The organism is Streptomyces sp. NPDC020958, from assembly GCF_055562175.1.
This window is the reverse complement of sequence record NZ_JBVHFU010000015.1, coordinates 83,039-99,433: the sequence shown is the minus strand read 5'-3', so window position 1 is coordinate 99,433 and position 16,395 is coordinate 83,039. Positions and strand designations below refer to the sequence as shown.

The following is a 16,395-nucleotide window of genomic DNA, read 5'->3' as shown; positions in this document are numbered from 1 at the left end:
CCGTGGGCGTCACTGCGCCGACAGGACCCCGGTCCAGTAGACCGTGCCCGCGCACGCGTTCGACACCGTCGCCGAGCCGGTCGGGGAACCGGCCTCCGGGGTGTACGAGACCGCGACGCTGCCGTCGGCCGTACCGTCCTCGGTGAGCATCTGGGTGGTGACGCCCTCCGTGCCCGAGGTGGTCGTACCGGTGCTGCTGCTCGCGTCCGCGGAGGGGCTCGGGGAGGGCGTGCCGCCGGGGTCGGTGGCGCCGCCGGTACCGGAACCGCCGGTCGGGCAGGTGGCGGACGGGACGAAGGCGAACTTCTCCGCGTAGGCGGCGCCGGGTGCCAGGACCAGGCCGGTGAGTTCGGTGGTCGGGTCCGGGAGCGCGGCCGCCGAGTCGCCCGAGGCGTGCCGGACGGCGACGACCTTGGTGGCGTCGGCCGCGCCCTGCGCGAGGACGCCGACGCTGCCGGGGCCGCCGACGGTACAGCTCGTCGACGAGACGTTGGCGACGCGGAAGGTGCCGTAGACGGCGCCCGTCGAGTCGGGGGCGCCGACGGTGGCCGTCGGGGTGCCGAGCTGGGCGGAGGTGCAGACGGGGGCGGTGCCGGCGGCGCTCGCCGTGGGGACGATCTTGGTGCCGCCCGTGCTCCCGGTGCTCTCGTCCTTGCCGCTGCCCTTGGTGCCGCCGGGGCTCCGGCTGGCCTCCGGGCCGCCGGAGCTGCCCGCGGTGCCGGTGCCGCCGTCCGGGTTCTTGCCACCGGCCGAGCCGCCCTGGGCCTGGGAGGCCTGGCCGGCCATGGAGGTGTTGGGGTCGGTGCCGCCGGAGTTGGAGACGTGGACGAGGGCGGGGATCGCGGTGCCGATGAACAGGGCGGCGGCCGCCATCCCGACGGCGGCCTGGCGCTTGCGGGCCCGGCGGGCGGGCACGGCACGGCGCAGCCGGTCGAGGGCGCCGTCACGGGGCGCGAGGTCGTCGACCGCGGTGTGCAGCAGCCGCCGCAGCGCCAACTCGTCGGCACCGAGCCCGTCCGGGTCCGCGGGGAGGCCGCGGTCGGTCCGCTCGGGGTCGTCACGGAGTTCTTCGTCGGGGGCGTTCCGGAGTTCTTCAGAGCCCTGGCCGAGGCCCTCCGGGCCCTTTTCGTCGGGGCCGTGGTTCACAGTTCCGTTCCCAGCGTGCGATTGCTTGTGCTCTTGCTCGTGGCGTGGTGGCATCGGCTCGTGCCAGGCGTAGGGCTCGTGCCGGTCATGTGAGTCCCGCCCCTCCGCTTCCTCCCTCATACCGACGCCTCCATCGCGACCCGCAGCGCCGCGATGCCGCGCGAGCCGTACGCCTTCACCGAACCCAGTGAGATGCCGAGCGTCTCGGCGACCTGGGCCTCGGTCATGTCGGCGAAGTAGCGCAGCACCAGGACCTCGCGCTGACGGCGCTGAAGTCCCTTCATCGCCTTGATGAGGTCACGCCGCTCCAGCTGGTCGTAGGCCCCCTCCTCCGCGCTCGCCATGTCGGGCATCGGCTTGGAGAGGAGCTTGAGGCCGAGGATGCGGCGGCGCAGCGCGGAACGGGAGAGGTTGACGACCGTCTGCCGGAGATAGGCGAGGGTCTTCTCCGGGTCGCGGACGCGTTTGCGGGCGGAGTGGACGCGGATGAACGCCTCCTGCACGACGTCCTCGCAGGAGGCGGTGTCGTCGAGGAGGAGCGCGGCGAGGCCGAGGAGCGAACGGTAGTGCGCCCGGTAGGTCTCGGTCAGGTGGTCGACCGTCGTACCGGCCGCCGCCGTCTCCTCCGCGCCGTCGCGCTGGCTGGGTATGCGGGTGGGCCGCGCTGCGGGCATGGGCGCGATCACCGGCATGCCGCCGGGCGCGCCGGGCACGCGGGGGCGCAGGCCGACGCGGGGCGGCCGTAGGGCCGTCGCGCCGCGGGGCGCACTGAGTTCGAGAACCTCTGCCACGCAAGTTGGACACACTCACCCCCGCCGGGGTTGTACGTGCCGAGCATCACTTTCCCACCACCCGCGTAGACCGCACCGGAGGCGCCGACCCCACCGGGCGCATCGGACCCGCGGGCGCCGAGCCCACGCGCCGCGTCGGGCCGCCCTGCCGGCCGGCGCGCCGTTGCCGTCGCGCACGGTGCCGCTCTTCGCGCGTCCGGCAGTACACCCGACGGTGCCTCAAGTGCCGTCATGCGTCCCGCTCTTCCCCTATGTCCCATATGAACGGGCGTCCCCACGCCCCGATCACGGCGTCCCCACGCCAGGATCATGCGTCCGCACGCCCCGGAGGCCGCCGCGTAAGCGCCCGGTAAGAGGGCGATCGCAAAGACGCTCCCCGCCGCCCGCGTGGTTGCGGAGGACGGGGAGGAAAATCTTCGAACGCCGAGGCCCCCCGGTTCAAGAGGTCCGGACCATGCTCCCGACCACACTTCTTAGGGGAATTCTCACCATGGGCCCGCTCCCATCGAGGGCGTTCCCCCTGCTCACCGGCCGTTCACGCCCGCTATGCCGTTCCTGAACGGCCGGTCAGCTCGGCCGCCACCAGCTCGGCGATCTGCGCGGTGTTCAGCGCGGCCCCCTTGCGGAGGTTGTCCCCGCAGACGAACAGTTCGAGCGCGGTCGGGTCGTCGAGCGCCCGCCGCACCCGCCCGACCCAGGTCGGATCGGTGCCGACCACGTCCGCGGGCGTGGGGAACTCCCCGGCGGCCGGGTTGTCGAACAGGACCACACCCGGGGCGGTGTCGAGGATCTCCCGGGCCTTGTCGACGGTGACCTCGCCCTGGAAACGGGCGTGCACGGTCAGCGAGTGGGTGGTGACCACCGGCACCCGCACGCAGGTGACCGCGACCGGCAGCTTCGGCAGCCCGAGGATCTTGCGGGACTCGTCCCGCACCTTCATCTCCTCCGACGACCAGCCGTCCTCCCGCAGCGACCCGGCCCACGGTACGACGTTGAGCGCGACCGGCTCCGGGAACGGCCCGGTGTCGTCGCCCACGGCCCGCCGCACGTCCCCGGGCTTGGTGCCCAGCTCCGTACCGGCGACCAGCGACAGCTGCGCCCGCAGCGCCTCCACGCCGGCCCGCCCGGCCCCGCTCACCGCCTGGTACGACGACACCACCAGCTCGCGCAGCCCGAACTCGGCGTGCAGCGCGCCCAGGGCGACGATCATCGACAGGGTGGTGCAGTTGGGGTTGGCGATGATCCCGCGCCGCCGGTTGCGGGCGCAGTGCGGATTGACCTCGGGCACCACCAGGGGCACCTCCGGGTCCATCCGGAAGGCGCCCGAGTTGTCCACCACGACCACGCCCCTGGCGGCGGCGACCGGCGCCCAGCGCGCGGACACCTCGTCGGGGACGTCGAACATGGCGACGTCGATCCCGTCGAAGGCCTCCTCCGACAGGGCGACGACCTCGACCTCCGCCCCGCGCACGGTCAGCTTGCGGCCGGCCGAGCGCGGGGAGGCGATCAGGCGGATCTCGCCCCAGACGTCCGCCCGCTGGGACAGGATCTGGAGCATGACCGTGCCGACGGCCCCGGTCGCCCCCACGACCGCGAGCGCCGGCTTGGCAGTCATCGGCCGGTGCCTCCGTAGACCACGGCCTCGTCGGTGTCCGAGTCGAGTCCGAAGGCGGAGTGCACGGCGCGCACGGCCTCCGGCACGTCGTCGGCGCGGGTGACGACCGAGATGCGGATCTCGGAGGTCGAGATCAGCTCGATGTTCACCCCGGCGTCGGACAGTGCCTCGAAGAAGGAGGCGGTGACGCCCGGGTTGGTCTTCATGCCCGCGCCGACCAGCGAGATCTTGCCGATCTGGTCGTCGTAGCGCAGCGAGTCGAAGCCGATGCCCGGACGGTTCTTCTCCAGCGCGTCGATGGCCTTGCGGCCCTCGGTCTTGGGCAGCGTGAAGGAGATGTCCGTCAGGCCGGTGGCCGCGGCGGACACGTTCTGCACGACCATGTCGATGTTGATCTCGGCGTCGGCGATGGTCCGGAAGATGGCTGCGGCCTCGCCCGGCTTGTCCGGCACACCGACGACCGTGATCTTGGCCTCGGAGGTGTCGTGCGCGACACCGGAGATGATGGCCTGCTCCACCTTCTTGTCCCCAATCGGCTTGCTGCTGACCCACGTGCCCTGCAGCCCGCTGAAGCTGGACCGCACGTGGATCGGGATGTTGTAGCGGCGGGCGTACTCCACACAGCGGTGGAGCAGCACCTTGGAACCGGAGGCGGCGAGCTCCAGCATGTCCTCGAAGGAGATCCAGTCGATCTTCCGCGCCTTCTTCACCACGCGCGGGTCGGCGGTGAACACACCGTCGACGTCGGTGTAGATCTCGCAGACCTCGGCGTCGAGCGCGGCGGCGAGCGCCACGGCCGTCGTGTCGGAGCCACCGCGCCCCAGCGTGGTGATGTCCTTCTTGTCGGCGCTGACGCCCTGGAAGCCGGCCACGATGGCGATGTTGCCCTCGTCGAGCGCGGTGCGGATGCGGCCGGGCGTGACGTCGATGATCCGGGCTTTGTTGTGCACGGAGTCGGTGATGACGCCCGCCTGGCTGCCCGTGAACGACTGGGCCTCGTGGCCCAGGTTTTTGATCGCCATGGCCAGCAGTGCCATGGAGATGCGCTCTCCGGCGGTCAGCAGCATGTCGAACTCCCGCCCGGCAGGCATCGGGGATACCTGCTCGGCGAGATCGATCAACTCGTCCGTCGTGTCGCCCATCGCGGAAACGACGACAACCACCTGGTTGCCGTTCTTCTTCGCTTCCACGATCCGCTTGGCGACGCGCTTGATGCCCTCGGCATCGGCAACGGAGGAGCCTCCGTACTTCTGCACGACAAGGCCCACGTGCGCTCCTCGCTCGGTTCGTTTGTGTCGGCTCAGTCTAACGAGCGTCCGAATTCCACCAGACTGCTCCCGCATGGTGAGACATCGCACGGGGGGTGTTCGGCGGCCGCTCGCGTCCGGAACGGAACCTGCCCAGCGCACGCCCCGTCACGCGGAAAGTGCCCTGGCTCACAGAGCGGCGAGTGGCTCAACCCGGGTCGAGCCGGGGCGCCACCCCGTACCGCGCCCCGATCCCCGCGATCACGACCGCCAGGCCTTCCTCGAACTGGCGGTCGTAGTCATCGAAGAGGAGCTCGCCGGCCGCCGCGGCGAGGGGGTGGTCGGACAGGCGGCGGGCGCGGTCGGCGATGTCGGTGCGGGCCTTCTCGTCGCCCGGCAGGGGGCGCATGCCCTGTTCCTCGGTGACGAAGCCGATGGTGTAGGCGTGGGCCGTCCGGCCCGCGTCGACGGCCTGGGTCAGGGTCAGCCCGGCGGCCGTCAGCAGGCGCAGGTTCGCCTCCATGGCCGGTGCGTGGTCGGTGCCGGTGAAGCGTGAGCCGCTGTAGACCTTGGCGCCGTCGCGGTAGCCGAGCAGCGCGGCGCGCAGGCCGCGGTTGTCCTTCAGCAGGCGTTCCTGCCAGGTGTCGGCGGGGTCGAGTTCGGTGCCGGCCACCATCCGCCGGAACATCTGCGTCGCCATCTCGTCGAGCAGTGCCTGCTTGTCCCTGAAGTGCCAGTACAGAGCGGGCGCCTTGACGTCCAGCTCCTTCGCGATGGCGCGCAGGGTCAGCCCGTCGAGGCCGACCTCGTTCAGCAGCCGCAGCGCCGTGTCGGCGACCCGTGCACGGTCCAGGGGGGCTCGTCGTTCCGTACTCACGCTTGACAGCTTAACAGCGTTAAGGACACTCTGTGGGCCAACGGCGCTTAACGATGTTAAGGAGATGTGGCCATGAGTACGACGGATGTCCTGATCGTGGGCGCGGGCCCCACCGGACTCGCCCTCGGCATCGACCTCGCCCGGCGCGGGGTCGACGCCCAGCTCGTGGAACGCGCGGACGCCCTGTTCCCGGGCTCGCGCGGCAAGGGGATCCAGCCCCGCACCCAGGAGGTCTTCGACGACCTGGGCGTCATCGACGCGGTCCTCGCGGCGAGCGGGCCCTACCCGAACCGGATGGTCTGGCGGGACGGCGAGCAGGTCGGCGAGCAGTCGATGTTCGAACGGTTCGAGCCGGACGCGGGCACGCCCTACCCCGCGCCGCGGATGATCCCGCAGTGGCGCACCCAGGAGATCCTGTACGCCCGGCTCACGGAACTGGGCGGGAAGGCCGCCTTCGGGCGCGAGGTCACGGGCCTGGAGCAGGACGCGGACGGCGTGGACGTGGCGTTCGCCGACGGCACGACGGTCCGCGCGCGCTATGTGGTGGCGGCCGACGGCGGACGCTCGGGCATCCGGCGGGCCCTCGGCGTCGGCATGACCGGCGAGACCGTCGACCCGGCGCCGTTCGTGGTGGCGGACCTGCGGGTGCGGGGTCTGGACCGGGCGTACTGGCACGCCTTCCCGGCCGCGGACGACAGCGTCCTCGGGATCTGCCCGCTGGCCGGCACCGAGGAGTTCCAGCTGGCCGCGCGGCTGCCGGTGGGCGCGGAGCCGGATGTGACCGAGGACGGGGTGCGCGAACTGGTCGCCCGGTACACCCACCTGTCCGCCGCGGACGTGACCGAGGTGCGCTGGGCCTCGGAGTTCCGGCCCCGGGCGGCGCTCGCGGACCGGTTCCGGGTGGGCCGGGTGTTTCTCGCGGGCGACGCCGCGCATGTGCACTCGCCGGCCGGCGGGCAGGGCCTGAACACCAGCGTCCAGGACGCCTACAACCTCGGCTGGAAGCTGGACGCGGTGCTGCGGGGCGCCCCCGAGTCCCTGCTGGAGACGTACGAGGAGGAGCGGCGGGCGAACGCCGCGGCCATGCTGGAGCTGTCCACCGGCGTGCACCGCGGCGAGGTCCAGCGGGGCCGGGCCACCGTCCAACTCGGCGTCGGCTACCAGGAGTCGTCGCTCAGCGCCGAGACCCGGGCCGACCCGGGACCGGTGCGCGCGGGCGACCGCGCCCCGGACGCCGCGGTCCTCGGCGGCCGCCTCTTCGACCTCTTCCGGGGACCGCACTGGACCCTGCTGGGCGCGACCGCTGCCCCGCGGGCGGACATACGGACCCTGGCGTCCGCCCCCGAGTCGTACGGCCCCGGTGTCTTCCTGATCCGCCCCGACGGCTACGTCGGCTGGGCGGGCGAGACGGTGACGGACGACCTGGCGGCGTACCTCGACGGCGTCGGCATCCGCTGAACCCCGCGCCCTCACCGGGCCCGGGGGCCGCCTACCTGGTCGAGGTGCGCTCTCCCAGGCCGCCGATCTCCTGCTGCATGACCTGGCCCGCCTCGAACTCCAGGGTCTCGTCGCCGATGGTGGCCTGGTCGGTGTCCAGGCCGTCCAGTTCCTCCAGGGGCTGGTTCAGGCGTACATGGATGAGGACGGACTGGAGGGCGCGCAGGACGGCGGAGGCGGTGGGGCCCCAGTTGGAGAAGTAGGAGAACTGCCACCACCACAGGGCCTCCGTGGTGCGGCCCGCGCGGTAGTGGGCCATGCCGTGGCGGAGGTCGGTGATGATGTCGGCGAGGTCGTCCGAGATCCGGGCCGGTACGGGGGCCTTGCGGGGCTCGTACGGGTCGAAGACCTCGGAGTAGACGTCGATCGGGTCCAGGAGGCGCGCGAAGTTTTCGCGGAGCTGGTCGACATCCGGCTCCGGGCCCAGGTCCGGCTCGTAGCGCTCGTCGGGGACGATGTCCTCGTGCGCGCCGAGGCGGCCGCCGGCCAGCAGGAGCTGGGAGACCTCCAGGAGGAGGAAGGGGACCGCCGAGTCCGGCTCGTCGCCCTTCGCCACCTCCGTGACGGCCACCAGGAAGCTCTCCACCTGGTCCGCGATCTGGACCGCGAAGTCGTCCGGGTTCAGCGTCGTGTCGTGCAGCGTGGCGTCAGACATCTAGGAGTCGTCTCCCCTCGAAGGCGCGCCCGAGGGTGACCTCGTCCGCGTATTCCAGGTCGCCACCCACCGGGAGGCCGCTGGCCAGGCGGGTGACCTTCAGGCCCATGGGTTTGATCATGCGGGCGAGGTAGGTGGCCGTGGCCTCGCCCTCCAGGTTCGGGTCCGTGGCCAGGATCAGCTCGGTGACCGTGCCGTCGGCCAGCCGGGCGAGGAGCTCCCTGATGCGCAGGTCGTCGGGGCCGACGCCCTCGATCGGGCTGATCGCCCCGCCGAGCACGTGGTAACGGCCCCGGAACTCCCGGGTCCGCTCGATCGCGACGACGTCCTTGGGCTCCTCCACCACGCAGATCACCGTGAGGTCGCGGCGGGCGTCACGGCAGATGTTGCACAGTTCCTCCTGTGCCACGTTGCCGCAGGTCGCGCAGAAGCGGACCTTCGCCTTCACCTCCAGCAGGGCCTGCGCGAGACGCCGTACGTCCGTGGGCTCCGCCTGAAGGATGTGGAAGGCGATCCGCTGCGCGCTCTTCGGACCGACGCCGGGCAGCCGCCCCAGCTCGTCGATGAGGTCCTGGACCACGCCTTCGTACAACGGACTGCCCTTCCTGGAGTCATTCGGTACGTACCGTAGTTGGCTGCCGCCCGTCCTAGGAAGGCGGTACCGGTGTCGCGTGGGCGACGAACATCAGAACGGCCAGTTCAGAACGGCAGCCCGGGGATGCCGCTGCCGCCGCCCAGGCCCTGGGCCAGCGGGCCCAGTTTCTGCTGCTGGAGGGAGTGCGCGTTCTCGTTGGCCGCCTGCACGGCCGCGACGATCAGGTCGGCGAGGGTCTCGGTGTCGTCCGGGTCCACCGCCTTCGGGTCGATCTTCAGCGCGCGCAGCTCGCCGGAGCCGGTCACGGTGGCCCGTACCAGCCCGCCGCCCGCCTGTCCGTCGACCTCCGTGTTCGCCAGCTCCTCCTGGGCCCGTGCCAGGTCCTGCTGCATCTTCTGGGCCTGCTGGAGCAGCTGCTGCATGTTGGGCTGGCCACCACCGGGGATCACGATCAGCTCCTGGATGTCGGTTCTCGGTTGTCCCGTTGTGCATGAGCCTACGTGGTCGACGCAGCCATCGCCCCGCCACTCTTTCGAGTGAGAATCACCGGAGGCCTATACCTGATCAAGGGCCACTTCTGGGCGGAAAAGACGCGAAAGCCAAGCCTTCGCCACCCATTGGGCGGTAGGAAGGGTGCCCGTCGTCAGCATCCATTGTCAGGTCCCGTGCGGTGGCCGGCGTCGTGTTCAATGCCATGGCCCGTGTCACGGAACGTGACCGGTTGGGATCAGTTAGGGAGTGCCTGGTGGGTCAGCCGGAGATGCAGCCCGAGGGACCGCGTCAGGACGGGCGGGGCGAGGGTGCGGCCGGACTGCGGCCGGGCGATCTGGCCGGGCGGGCGTTCCCGCTCGGGGACTGGGGGGAGCCGGCCGAGCGGCTCGACGAGCTGTACCGGTGGGTGGAGCGCGGGGCGCTGGAGACGGCCGCGTGGTACCTGGCGGACCGGGTGTGGAAGCGGCGGGGGGCGCGGGCGCTGCGCGGCGGGGCGGCCGTGGGGGCGGTGCTGGGGGCGGCACTGCCGCTGCTCGACCTGACCGGGGTGGTCGGCGGGGTCGCGCCCTGGGGGTATCTCGCGCTGCTGACGGCGGTGGCGTGCGTGGGGGTCGACCGGTTCTTCGGGGTGACGTCGGGCTGGATAAGGGACATGGCCACCGCACAGGCCGTGCAGCGGCGGCTCCAGGTGCTCCAGTTCGACTGGGCGTCGGAGAGCGTGCGGGAGGTGCTGGGGCCGGCGGAGGGGACGGCGAGCGAGGCGGCGGAGCGGTGCCTGGCGGTGCTGCGGAGGTTCTCGGAGGACGTGACCGAGCTGGTCCGTACGGAGACGGCCGACTGGATGGTGGAGTTCCGGACCGGGTCGGCGCCGCTGGCGATCCAGGCGGCGGGGGCGGCCGGGCCACGGGGGGAGGCGGGGCAGCTGCACGGCCGCTTCCCGCTGCCGCCGGGGACGAACGGGGCCCGCCCGAACATGCCTCGGCAGCGGCCTCCGGAGCCCAGATGAGGTAAGGGTGGCGTGCGTCGCCGGTCTGCCGCGGGCACGACGGCGCGGCGGACGGGCGACGGCGCTCACCCGCCCCCCGGCACCCCCGTGCTCCCCCGCACCTCCACGGCCCGGCGCCTGTCCTCGCGGACCGCCAATTGTAAGGACGCCCGTATGTCTTGACATCGGTGGAAGCGGGCCCGCATCGTGGGCGGGCAGTCTCCGGAACGGTCCACAGCAGCGGTGGAAGGGCAGCCCATGGTGCGTGCGCTCGGCGTCGCCGTCGTCGGATTCGGCTGGATGGGACGGGTGCACACCCAGGCCTACCAGCGGATCCCCCACCACTACCCGCGGCTGGCCGTGCGCCCCGAGCTGCTGACGGTCGCCGAGGAGGTGCCGGGCCGGGCCGAGGAGGCCGCCGGTGTCTTCGGGTTCCGGCACACCACCCGGGACTGGCGCGAGGTCGCCGCCGACCCCCGGATCCACGCCGTCAGCATCACCGCGCCGAACTTCCTGCACCGTGAGATCGGCGTCGCCATGGCGGAGGCCGGCAAGCACATCTGGATCGAGAAGCCGGTCGGACTGACCGCCGAGGACGCCACCGCCGTCCGGGACGCGGTCCGCAAGGCCGGCGTCCAGGGCACCGTCGGCTTCAACTACCGCAACGCGCCCGCGGTCTCCTACGCCCGTGACCTGATCGCCTCCGGCGAGCTGGGTGCCGTCACCCATGTCCGCATCCGGCTCTTCAGCGACTACGCGGCCCACCCCGACGGCGCCCTGACCTGGCGCTACGAGCGGGCCCGCGGCGGCGGAGGCGTCCTCGGCGACCTGGCCTCGCACGGCGTCGACCTGGCCCGCCACCTGCTGGGAGACATCACCGCGCTCGCCGCCGACACCGCCGTCTTCATCCCCGAGCGCGCCCGGCCCACCGGCGCCACCGCCGGCCACGCCCTGGCCACCGGCGGCGCACTCGGCCCGGTCGAGAACGAGGACTACGTCAACTGCCTGCTGCGCTTCGCCTCCGGGGCGCGCGGCGTCCTGGAGGCCTCCCGGATCTCGGTCGGCGAGCAGAACAACTACGGCTTCGAGGTGCACGGCACCAAGGGCGCCGTCTTCTGGGACTACCGGCGGATGGGCGAGCTGGGCGTCAGCCGCGGCACCTCCTACCAGGACCAGCCCGTCAGCACCGTCTTCGTCGGCCCCGGCCACGGCGAGTACGCCGCCTTCCAGCCCGGCGCGGCCAACGCCATGGGCTACGACGACCTCAAGGTGATCGAGGCCCACACCTTCCTGCGCTCGATCGCCGAGGGCGCCCCGTACGGCGCGACCCTGGACGACGCCGTGCGCAGCGCGACCACCCTCGACGCGATGAGCCGCTCGGCCGCGTCGGGCACCTGGGAGAACGTCGGTTGAGGGCGGCCCACCCAGCGCCTCACGCGCACAATGTCATGCCCACCGGCGTGTAGCAGGGCACGTGCCCGTACGACCGGATCACCGCCTCCCCGTTCCCCTTCTCCACGTACGCCAGGAAACGCGACGCCAGCGAGTCCGAGACCGGCTGCCCGTACGTGTACGCGTACTCGATCTCCCGGTACGGATACGGGCTGGTGCCGCGTTCGATCGCCTCCACCGAGGGGGCGTGGCCGTCCAGGGAGAGGACGCGCAGCCCCTTCGCGTCGGCCGCCACGTTCAGCTCGGCGTAGCCGACCGCCCCCTCGAGCCGGGCCACCTCCGACAGCACCTGGTCGGTCGAGTCCAGCTCGCAGCGGATCACCTTCGCCGTCGGGTCGTCCTTGTGGACGCAGTCGACGGAGGAGTTGGCGATCTCACCGCGCCCCAGCACCCGCCGCTGGAACACCTGCCGGGTCCCGGAGTTGGCGTCCCGGCTGACCAGCCGCACCGGCAGGTCGGGGCCGCCCAGCTGCTTCCAGTCGGTGATCTCCCCCCGGTACAGCCGGCGCACGTCGGCCGCGGACAGGTCCGTCAGCCCCACGCCGTCATTGACGACCAGCGCGAACACCACCAACGCGACCCGGTTCTCATTCAGTTCGGGCATGCCGACGGGTTTGGGGCCGTCCGAGAGCGCCATCACCGGCGGGGAGCCGTTCTTCTTCCAGGCGGCGCCGGCACTGTCGAGGTCCCTGATCCCGGCCGTCGAGCCGTGTGCGTCGACGTGGATCGTGGCCCCCTCGCACTCCTTCTCGTACCCCCTGGCCGCGTCCTGCATCACGGGGGCGAACGCCGTGGAGCCGTACACCTGCAACGAGCCCTTCGCACAGCCCATCGGCGGCGGGTTGTCGTCGCGGGCGACGACGATCGTGGCAAGGGTGAGCACGCTCAGCGTCAGCATGATGGTGATCAGCCGGGAGGCGCGGCTGAACAGGGGCGTCGCGTCGTCCGGGGTGGCGCTGCGGTTGGTGTGCACCTCGCCGTCGTGCAGCCCGCCGATGAGTCTGATCTCCCGGCCGACGTCACCGCCGGAGAGCAGCACGAGCAGCTTGAAGTGCTCGCCGGCGTTGAGCGGGACGCGCGGGATGCGCAGGGTGTTGCCCGCGTAGCCGAAGCCGCGCTCCGCGGTGAAGTGCGGCATGAGGTGGTCGCTGTCGGTCGGCTGGGTGACCGAGACACCGCGGATGGTGCGGTCGCTGAACACCGCGGTGAGGCCGTGCAGTTCGGGGCTGGTGTAGTCGTCGCGGCCGATGCCCTGGGAGCCGTCGTTCTCGATGCGCAGCAGGACGAGGGTGGCGTCGGCCATGTCCGGGGCCTCGTCGAACAGACCGAGCCGCCTGCCGATCCGCCCGGAACGGGCGTCGTCGCCGATCGGGTTGTCCATCTGGACGCGGTAGCCGATCCGTTTGCGGCGCGGCACCCGGCGCTCGTACCAGAAGATGCCCGCCGACGCGACGATGCCGGCCGCCGCGGTGCCGACGGCCACGATGTTCTCCGCGCTCAGCCACTCCATGTGGGTGCCCCCGCCACTGCCCGGAGCCGGATGGTGGGGTCACCGTAAGGGGCAGGGAGGGGATACGAAGGGACAAAAGGGGCGGCCTTCCGGATGTTCTCCGAAGGTTCAACTACCGGTGTCAGCGCGCGAGTTCACCCTTTGCCGTACGTCAGGCTCTCGCCACCGCCCTTCGTCGCCCGCTTCAGCCTGCCGTCCGGCAGCAGGGTCACCTCGGTGGGGTCCCCGGCGGTGCAGGACGAGAGGGGCTTGCCCGACGTGACCTTGGACGGCCCTATGTCCAGCGGACCGCCGGCACCGGGGCGGTCGGCGAGCTTCGCCGTGAACTCGCAGCGGTAGCCGGGTCCGGCGGCGACCAGGGTGAGAACCGTGTCGCCCACCGCGCCCTGCCGGATGGTCAGTTCGCGGGTGTTGTGACCGGTGGAGTTGTCTATGGCGGTGGTCCAGGTGCCCAGGAAGGCGGTGGGCACCACCGGGCTGGTCGACGCGGAGGGCGACGGGGTGGGAGTCGGCTCCTCGGAGGTGGTCGGGGCGGCGGCCGAGGTGGTGGGGGTGGGCCCGCCGGGCGCCTTGGCGTCGTCACCGCTGGCGCCGTTGTTCAGGAGCGCGTAGACGGAACCGCCCGCGGCCAGCATCACGATCAGGGCGACGGTGACGAGGAGCGCGGTGGAGCGGGTGCGGCGGGGTTCGTCGGTGGAGTCGGGATCGTAGGGCGGGGGCGGCGGGGGCGGCGGGGTGTAGACCGGCGGGGTGGGGGCCGGGTCAGGGGTGACGACGGTGGTGTAGGGGTTGTACGGGGTGGGCTGGGGGTGGGGTTGCGGGTAGCCGTACGCGGGGTGGGCCGTGGTGTGTTCGGCGGGTGTGCTGTGGTGGGGTGGCTGCGGATGGGCCGTGGCCGGTCGCGCGCCCGCGCCGGCAGCCGCGGATCCGGCACCGCCCCGCACCCCCGGGCCGCTCGCCCCGTGCGCCTCCTGATCGGTGGAGGTCCGCAGGGCGCCGTACACCGTCGGGTCCTCCACCTCCAGCAACTCCACCGCGTGACGGCCCAGTTGGGCCACCAGGGAACCGGGCAGCCAGGGGTCCCTGGAGCGGCCCTGTTCGACCGTGTCGACCGCTCCCGTCCGGGCCAGGATCGCGTCCAGGGACGGGCGGGACGCCGGGTCCTTGCGCAGGCAGTCGCGGACCACGTCGGCGATGCCCTCGGGGAGACCGGAGAGGTCGGGGTCCTCCTGGGCGATGCGGAACAGCACGGCGTGTTCGCCGCCCCCGGTGGAGCCGAAGGGCAGCCGGCCGGTCGCCGCGTAGGCCAGCACCGAACCGAGGCAGAAAACGTCGGACGCCGGGGTGATCCGGTCGCCGCGCACCTGCTCGGGTGCCATGAAACCCGGCGAGCCGACCAGCGAGCCGGTCCGGGTGAGCCCCTCCCCCGGCGAGGTCTCCAGCGCCCGCGCGATACCGAAGTCGATGACCCGGGGCCCCTCGATCGTGAGCATCACGTTGGACGGCTTGAGGTCGCGGTGCACGATCCCGGCCGCGTGGATGTTGGCCAGCGCGTGCGCGAGCCCGGCCGCGAGGATGCGCACCGACCGCTCGGGCAGCGGCCCGTGGTCGTGCTCGACGACCCGCTGGAGGCTCGGCCCGGCCACATAGCCGGTGGCCACCCAGGGCACCTCGGCCTCGGTGTCGGCGTCCAGCACGGGCGCCGTCCAGAACCCGCCGACCCGCTGGGCGTTGCGCACCTCCTGACGGAAACGCGCCCGGAACTCCTCCTGCGCGGCCAGCTCCGCCCGCACCAGCTTCACGGCGACCGTACGGCCCCGCTCCGACCGGGCGAGATACACGCGCCCCATGCCGCCCGCGCCCAACCGCGCGAGCAGCCGGTAGCTCCCGATGTGCTGCGGATCCCCCGGCCCCAGCTTCTCCATGGCGATCCGCCCTCCTCCACAGGTGTGATCGAGCCGAGAATATTCCGGCCGTGCGGGGCGCCGAGCCCCGCCCTGTCTACGGTTCCGTAACAGGTACCGGACAGCCGGGCACATCCACCGGTTGTGGACAACGTGTCGCGGAATCCGCCGGAGCACGGAACATGTCGCCGATACCGCGCCCCCTCTCGGCGCTCCTACGCTCCCCGCCATGACCCCTCAGCCCCATCCCCAGGCCGGAGCCGCCGTGAAGGCGGCCGATCGTGCGCACGTCTTCCACTCGTGGTCCGCGCAGGACCTCATCGACCCGCTGGCCGTGGCCGGCGCCGAAGGGTCGTACTTCTGGGACTACGACGGCAGGCGCTACCTGGACTTCACCAGCGGGCTCGTCTTCACCAACGTCGGCTACCAGCACCCGAAGGTCGTCGCCGCCGTCCAGGAGCAGGCCGGGAGGATGACGACCTTCGCGCCCGCCTTCGCCGTCGAGGCGCGTTCGGAGGCGGCCCGGCTGATCGCCGAGCGGACACCGGGCGACCTGGACCGGATCTTCTTCACCAACGGCGGCGCCGACGCGATCGAGCACGCGATGCGGATGGCCCGGCTGCACACGGGCCGCCCGAAGGTGCTGTCCGCGTACCGCTCGTACCACGGGGGCACGCAGCAGGCGATCAACCTCACCGGCGACCCGCGCCGCTGGGCCTCCGACGGCGCCGCCGCCGGGGTCGTGCACTTCTGGGCGCCCTTCCTCTACCGCTCCCGCTTCTACGCGGAGACCGAGGAGCAGGAGGCGGCCCGGGCGCTGGAGCACCTGGAGACGACGATCGCCTTCGAGGGGCCGGCGACCGTCGCCGCGATCGTCCTGGAGACGATCCCCGGGACCGCCGGGATCATGGTGCCGCCGCCGGGTTACCTCGCGGGGGTCCGGGAGATCTGCGACAAGTACGGGATCGTCTTCGTCCTGGACGAGGTGATGGCCGGGTTCGGGCGGACCGGTGAGTGGTTCGCCGCCGACCTGTTCGGGGTCGTACCGGACCTGATGACCTTCGCCAAGGGCGTGAACAGCGGGTACGTGCCGCTCGGGGGCGTGGCGATCAGCGACCGGATCGCCGAGACCTTCGGGAAGCGGCCCTACCCGGGCGGCCTGACGTACTCCGGGCATCCGCTGGCGTGCGCCGCGGCCGTCGCCACCATCGGCGTGATGGCGGAGGAGGGGGTCGTCGAGAACGCCCGGCGGCTCGGCGCGGAGGTCGTCGGGCCCGCGCTCGCCGCGCTCGCCGAACAGCATCCGAGCGTCGGCGAGGTGCGCGGCACCGGCATGTTCTGGGCGCTCGAACTGGTGCGGAACCGGGAGACCCGGGAACCGCTGGTGCCGTACAACGCCGTGGGCGAGGCGAACGCGCCGATGGCCGCGTTCACGGCGGCCGCCAAGGAGCGCGGGCTGTGGCCGTTCGTGAACATGAACCGGACGCATGTCGTCCCGCCGTGCAACGTCACCGAGGCGGAGCTGAAGGAGGGGTTCGCGGCGCTGGACGCCGCGCTGGGCGTGGCCGACGAGTACACGGTGTGAGGTCACGGGCGGCCTTCCCCACGGAGAAGACGTACGGAGGCAAC

General features: G+C 72.2%; 14 protein-coding genes. 4 read left to right on the top strand and 10 right to left on the bottom strand.

The window, feature by feature from the left end; all coding sequences use genetic code 11:
- Positions 1-9: 9 nt before the first annotated feature.
- From ACZ3KP_RS33085 to ACZ3KP_RS33065, 5 genes are all read right to left on the bottom strand, one after another.
- On the bottom strand, positions 10-1,146 hold the full coding sequence (locus ACZ3KP_RS33085) for a hypothetical protein (protein ID WP_467503995.1): 1,137 nt from the start codon (positions 1,144-1,146) through the stop codon (positions 10-12).
- 116 nt (positions 1,147-1,262) lie between these two features.
- Positions 1,263-1,937 carry a SigE family RNA polymerase sigma factor gene (locus tag ACZ3KP_RS33080; protein WP_467503993.1) on the bottom strand — a complete coding sequence of 225 codons (675 nt, stop codon included), beginning with the start codon at positions 1,935-1,937 and terminating at the stop codon, positions 1,263-1,265.
- 544 nt (positions 1,938-2,481) lie between these two features.
- On the bottom strand, positions 2,482-3,552 hold the full coding sequence (locus tag ACZ3KP_RS33075) for an aspartate-semialdehyde dehydrogenase (RefSeq protein WP_467503991.1): 1,071 nt from the start codon (positions 3,550-3,552) through the stop codon (positions 2,482-2,484).
- Positions 3,549-4,820, bottom strand: a complete 1,272-nt coding sequence (locus tag ACZ3KP_RS33070) for an aspartate kinase (protein WP_046732250.1) — start codon at positions 4,818-4,820, stop codon at positions 3,549-3,551. The genes ACZ3KP_RS33075 and ACZ3KP_RS33070 overlap by 4 nt, the downstream gene beginning before the upstream one ends.
- Before the next feature lie 187 nt (positions 4,821-5,007).
- Positions 5,008-5,676 carry a TetR/AcrR family transcriptional regulator C-terminal domain-containing protein gene (locus ACZ3KP_RS33065; protein WP_467503989.1) on the bottom strand — a complete coding sequence of 223 codons (669 nt, stop codon included), beginning with the start codon at positions 5,674-5,676 and terminating at the stop codon, positions 5,008-5,010.
- Positions 5,677-5,748: 72 nt separating this feature from the next.
- Here ACZ3KP_RS33065 and ACZ3KP_RS33060 point away from each other — a divergent pair, with 72 nt between their 5' ends.
- Positions 5,749-7,134 carry an FAD-dependent monooxygenase gene (locus ACZ3KP_RS33060; RefSeq protein WP_467503987.1) on the top strand — a complete coding sequence of 462 codons (1,386 nt, stop codon included), beginning with the start codon at positions 5,749-5,751 and terminating at the stop codon, positions 7,132-7,134.
- Positions 7,135-7,165: 31 nt separating this feature from the next.
- Here the strand turns inward: ACZ3KP_RS33060 and ACZ3KP_RS33055 are convergent, their stop codons facing one another.
- The 3 genes from ACZ3KP_RS33055 to ACZ3KP_RS33045 form a co-directional block, all read right to left on the bottom strand.
- Positions 7,166-7,828, bottom strand: a complete 663-nt coding sequence (locus ACZ3KP_RS33055) for a DUF5063 domain-containing protein (RefSeq protein ID WP_467503985.1) — start codon at positions 7,826-7,828, stop codon at positions 7,166-7,168.
- Complete coding sequence (recR, locus tag ACZ3KP_RS33050; RefSeq protein WP_358978940.1) at positions 7,821-8,420, bottom strand: recombination mediator RecR; 600 nt, start codon at positions 8,418-8,420, stop codon at positions 7,821-7,823. The genes ACZ3KP_RS33055 and recR overlap by 8 nt, the downstream gene beginning before the upstream one ends.
- Before the next feature lie 107 nt (positions 8,421-8,527).
- Complete coding sequence (locus ACZ3KP_RS33045; protein WP_467503983.1) at positions 8,528-8,872, bottom strand: YbaB/EbfC family nucleoid-associated protein; 345 nt, start codon at positions 8,870-8,872, stop codon at positions 8,528-8,530.
- A 296-nt stretch (positions 8,873-9,168) separates the two neighbouring features.
- On the opposite strand from ACZ3KP_RS33045, the gene ACZ3KP_RS33040 reads away from it, so the two are divergent.
- Complete coding sequence (locus ACZ3KP_RS33040) at positions 9,169-9,921, top strand: SLATT domain-containing protein (RefSeq protein WP_467503982.1); 753 nt, start codon at positions 9,169-9,171, stop codon at positions 9,919-9,921.
- 237 nt (positions 9,922-10,158) lie between these two features.
- Complete coding sequence (locus ACZ3KP_RS33035) at positions 10,159-11,313, top strand: Gfo/Idh/MocA family protein (protein WP_358978943.1); 1,155 nt, start codon at positions 10,159-10,161, stop codon at positions 11,311-11,313.
- A 19-nt stretch (positions 11,314-11,332) separates the two neighbouring features.
- Here ACZ3KP_RS33035 and ACZ3KP_RS33030 read toward each other — a convergent pair whose 3' ends face one another.
- On the bottom strand, positions 11,333-12,862 hold the full coding sequence (locus ACZ3KP_RS33030) for a substrate-binding domain-containing protein (RefSeq protein ID WP_467503981.1): 1,530 nt from the start codon (positions 12,860-12,862) through the stop codon (positions 11,333-11,335).
- 134 nt (positions 12,863-12,996) lie between these two features.
- Positions 12,997-14,787, bottom strand: a complete 1,791-nt coding sequence (locus ACZ3KP_RS33025; protein WP_467503980.1) for a serine/threonine-protein kinase — start codon at positions 14,785-14,787, stop codon at positions 12,997-12,999.
- A 208-nt stretch (positions 14,788-14,995) separates the two neighbouring features.
- Between ACZ3KP_RS33025 and ACZ3KP_RS33020 the strand changes: the two genes are divergently transcribed.
- Entirely contained in the window at positions 14,996-16,351 is a 1,356-nt protein-coding gene (locus ACZ3KP_RS33020; RefSeq protein ID WP_467503978.1) for an aminotransferase class III-fold pyridoxal phosphate-dependent enzyme, read from the top strand.
- The last annotated feature ends 44 nt before the right edge of the window (positions 16,352-16,395 follow it).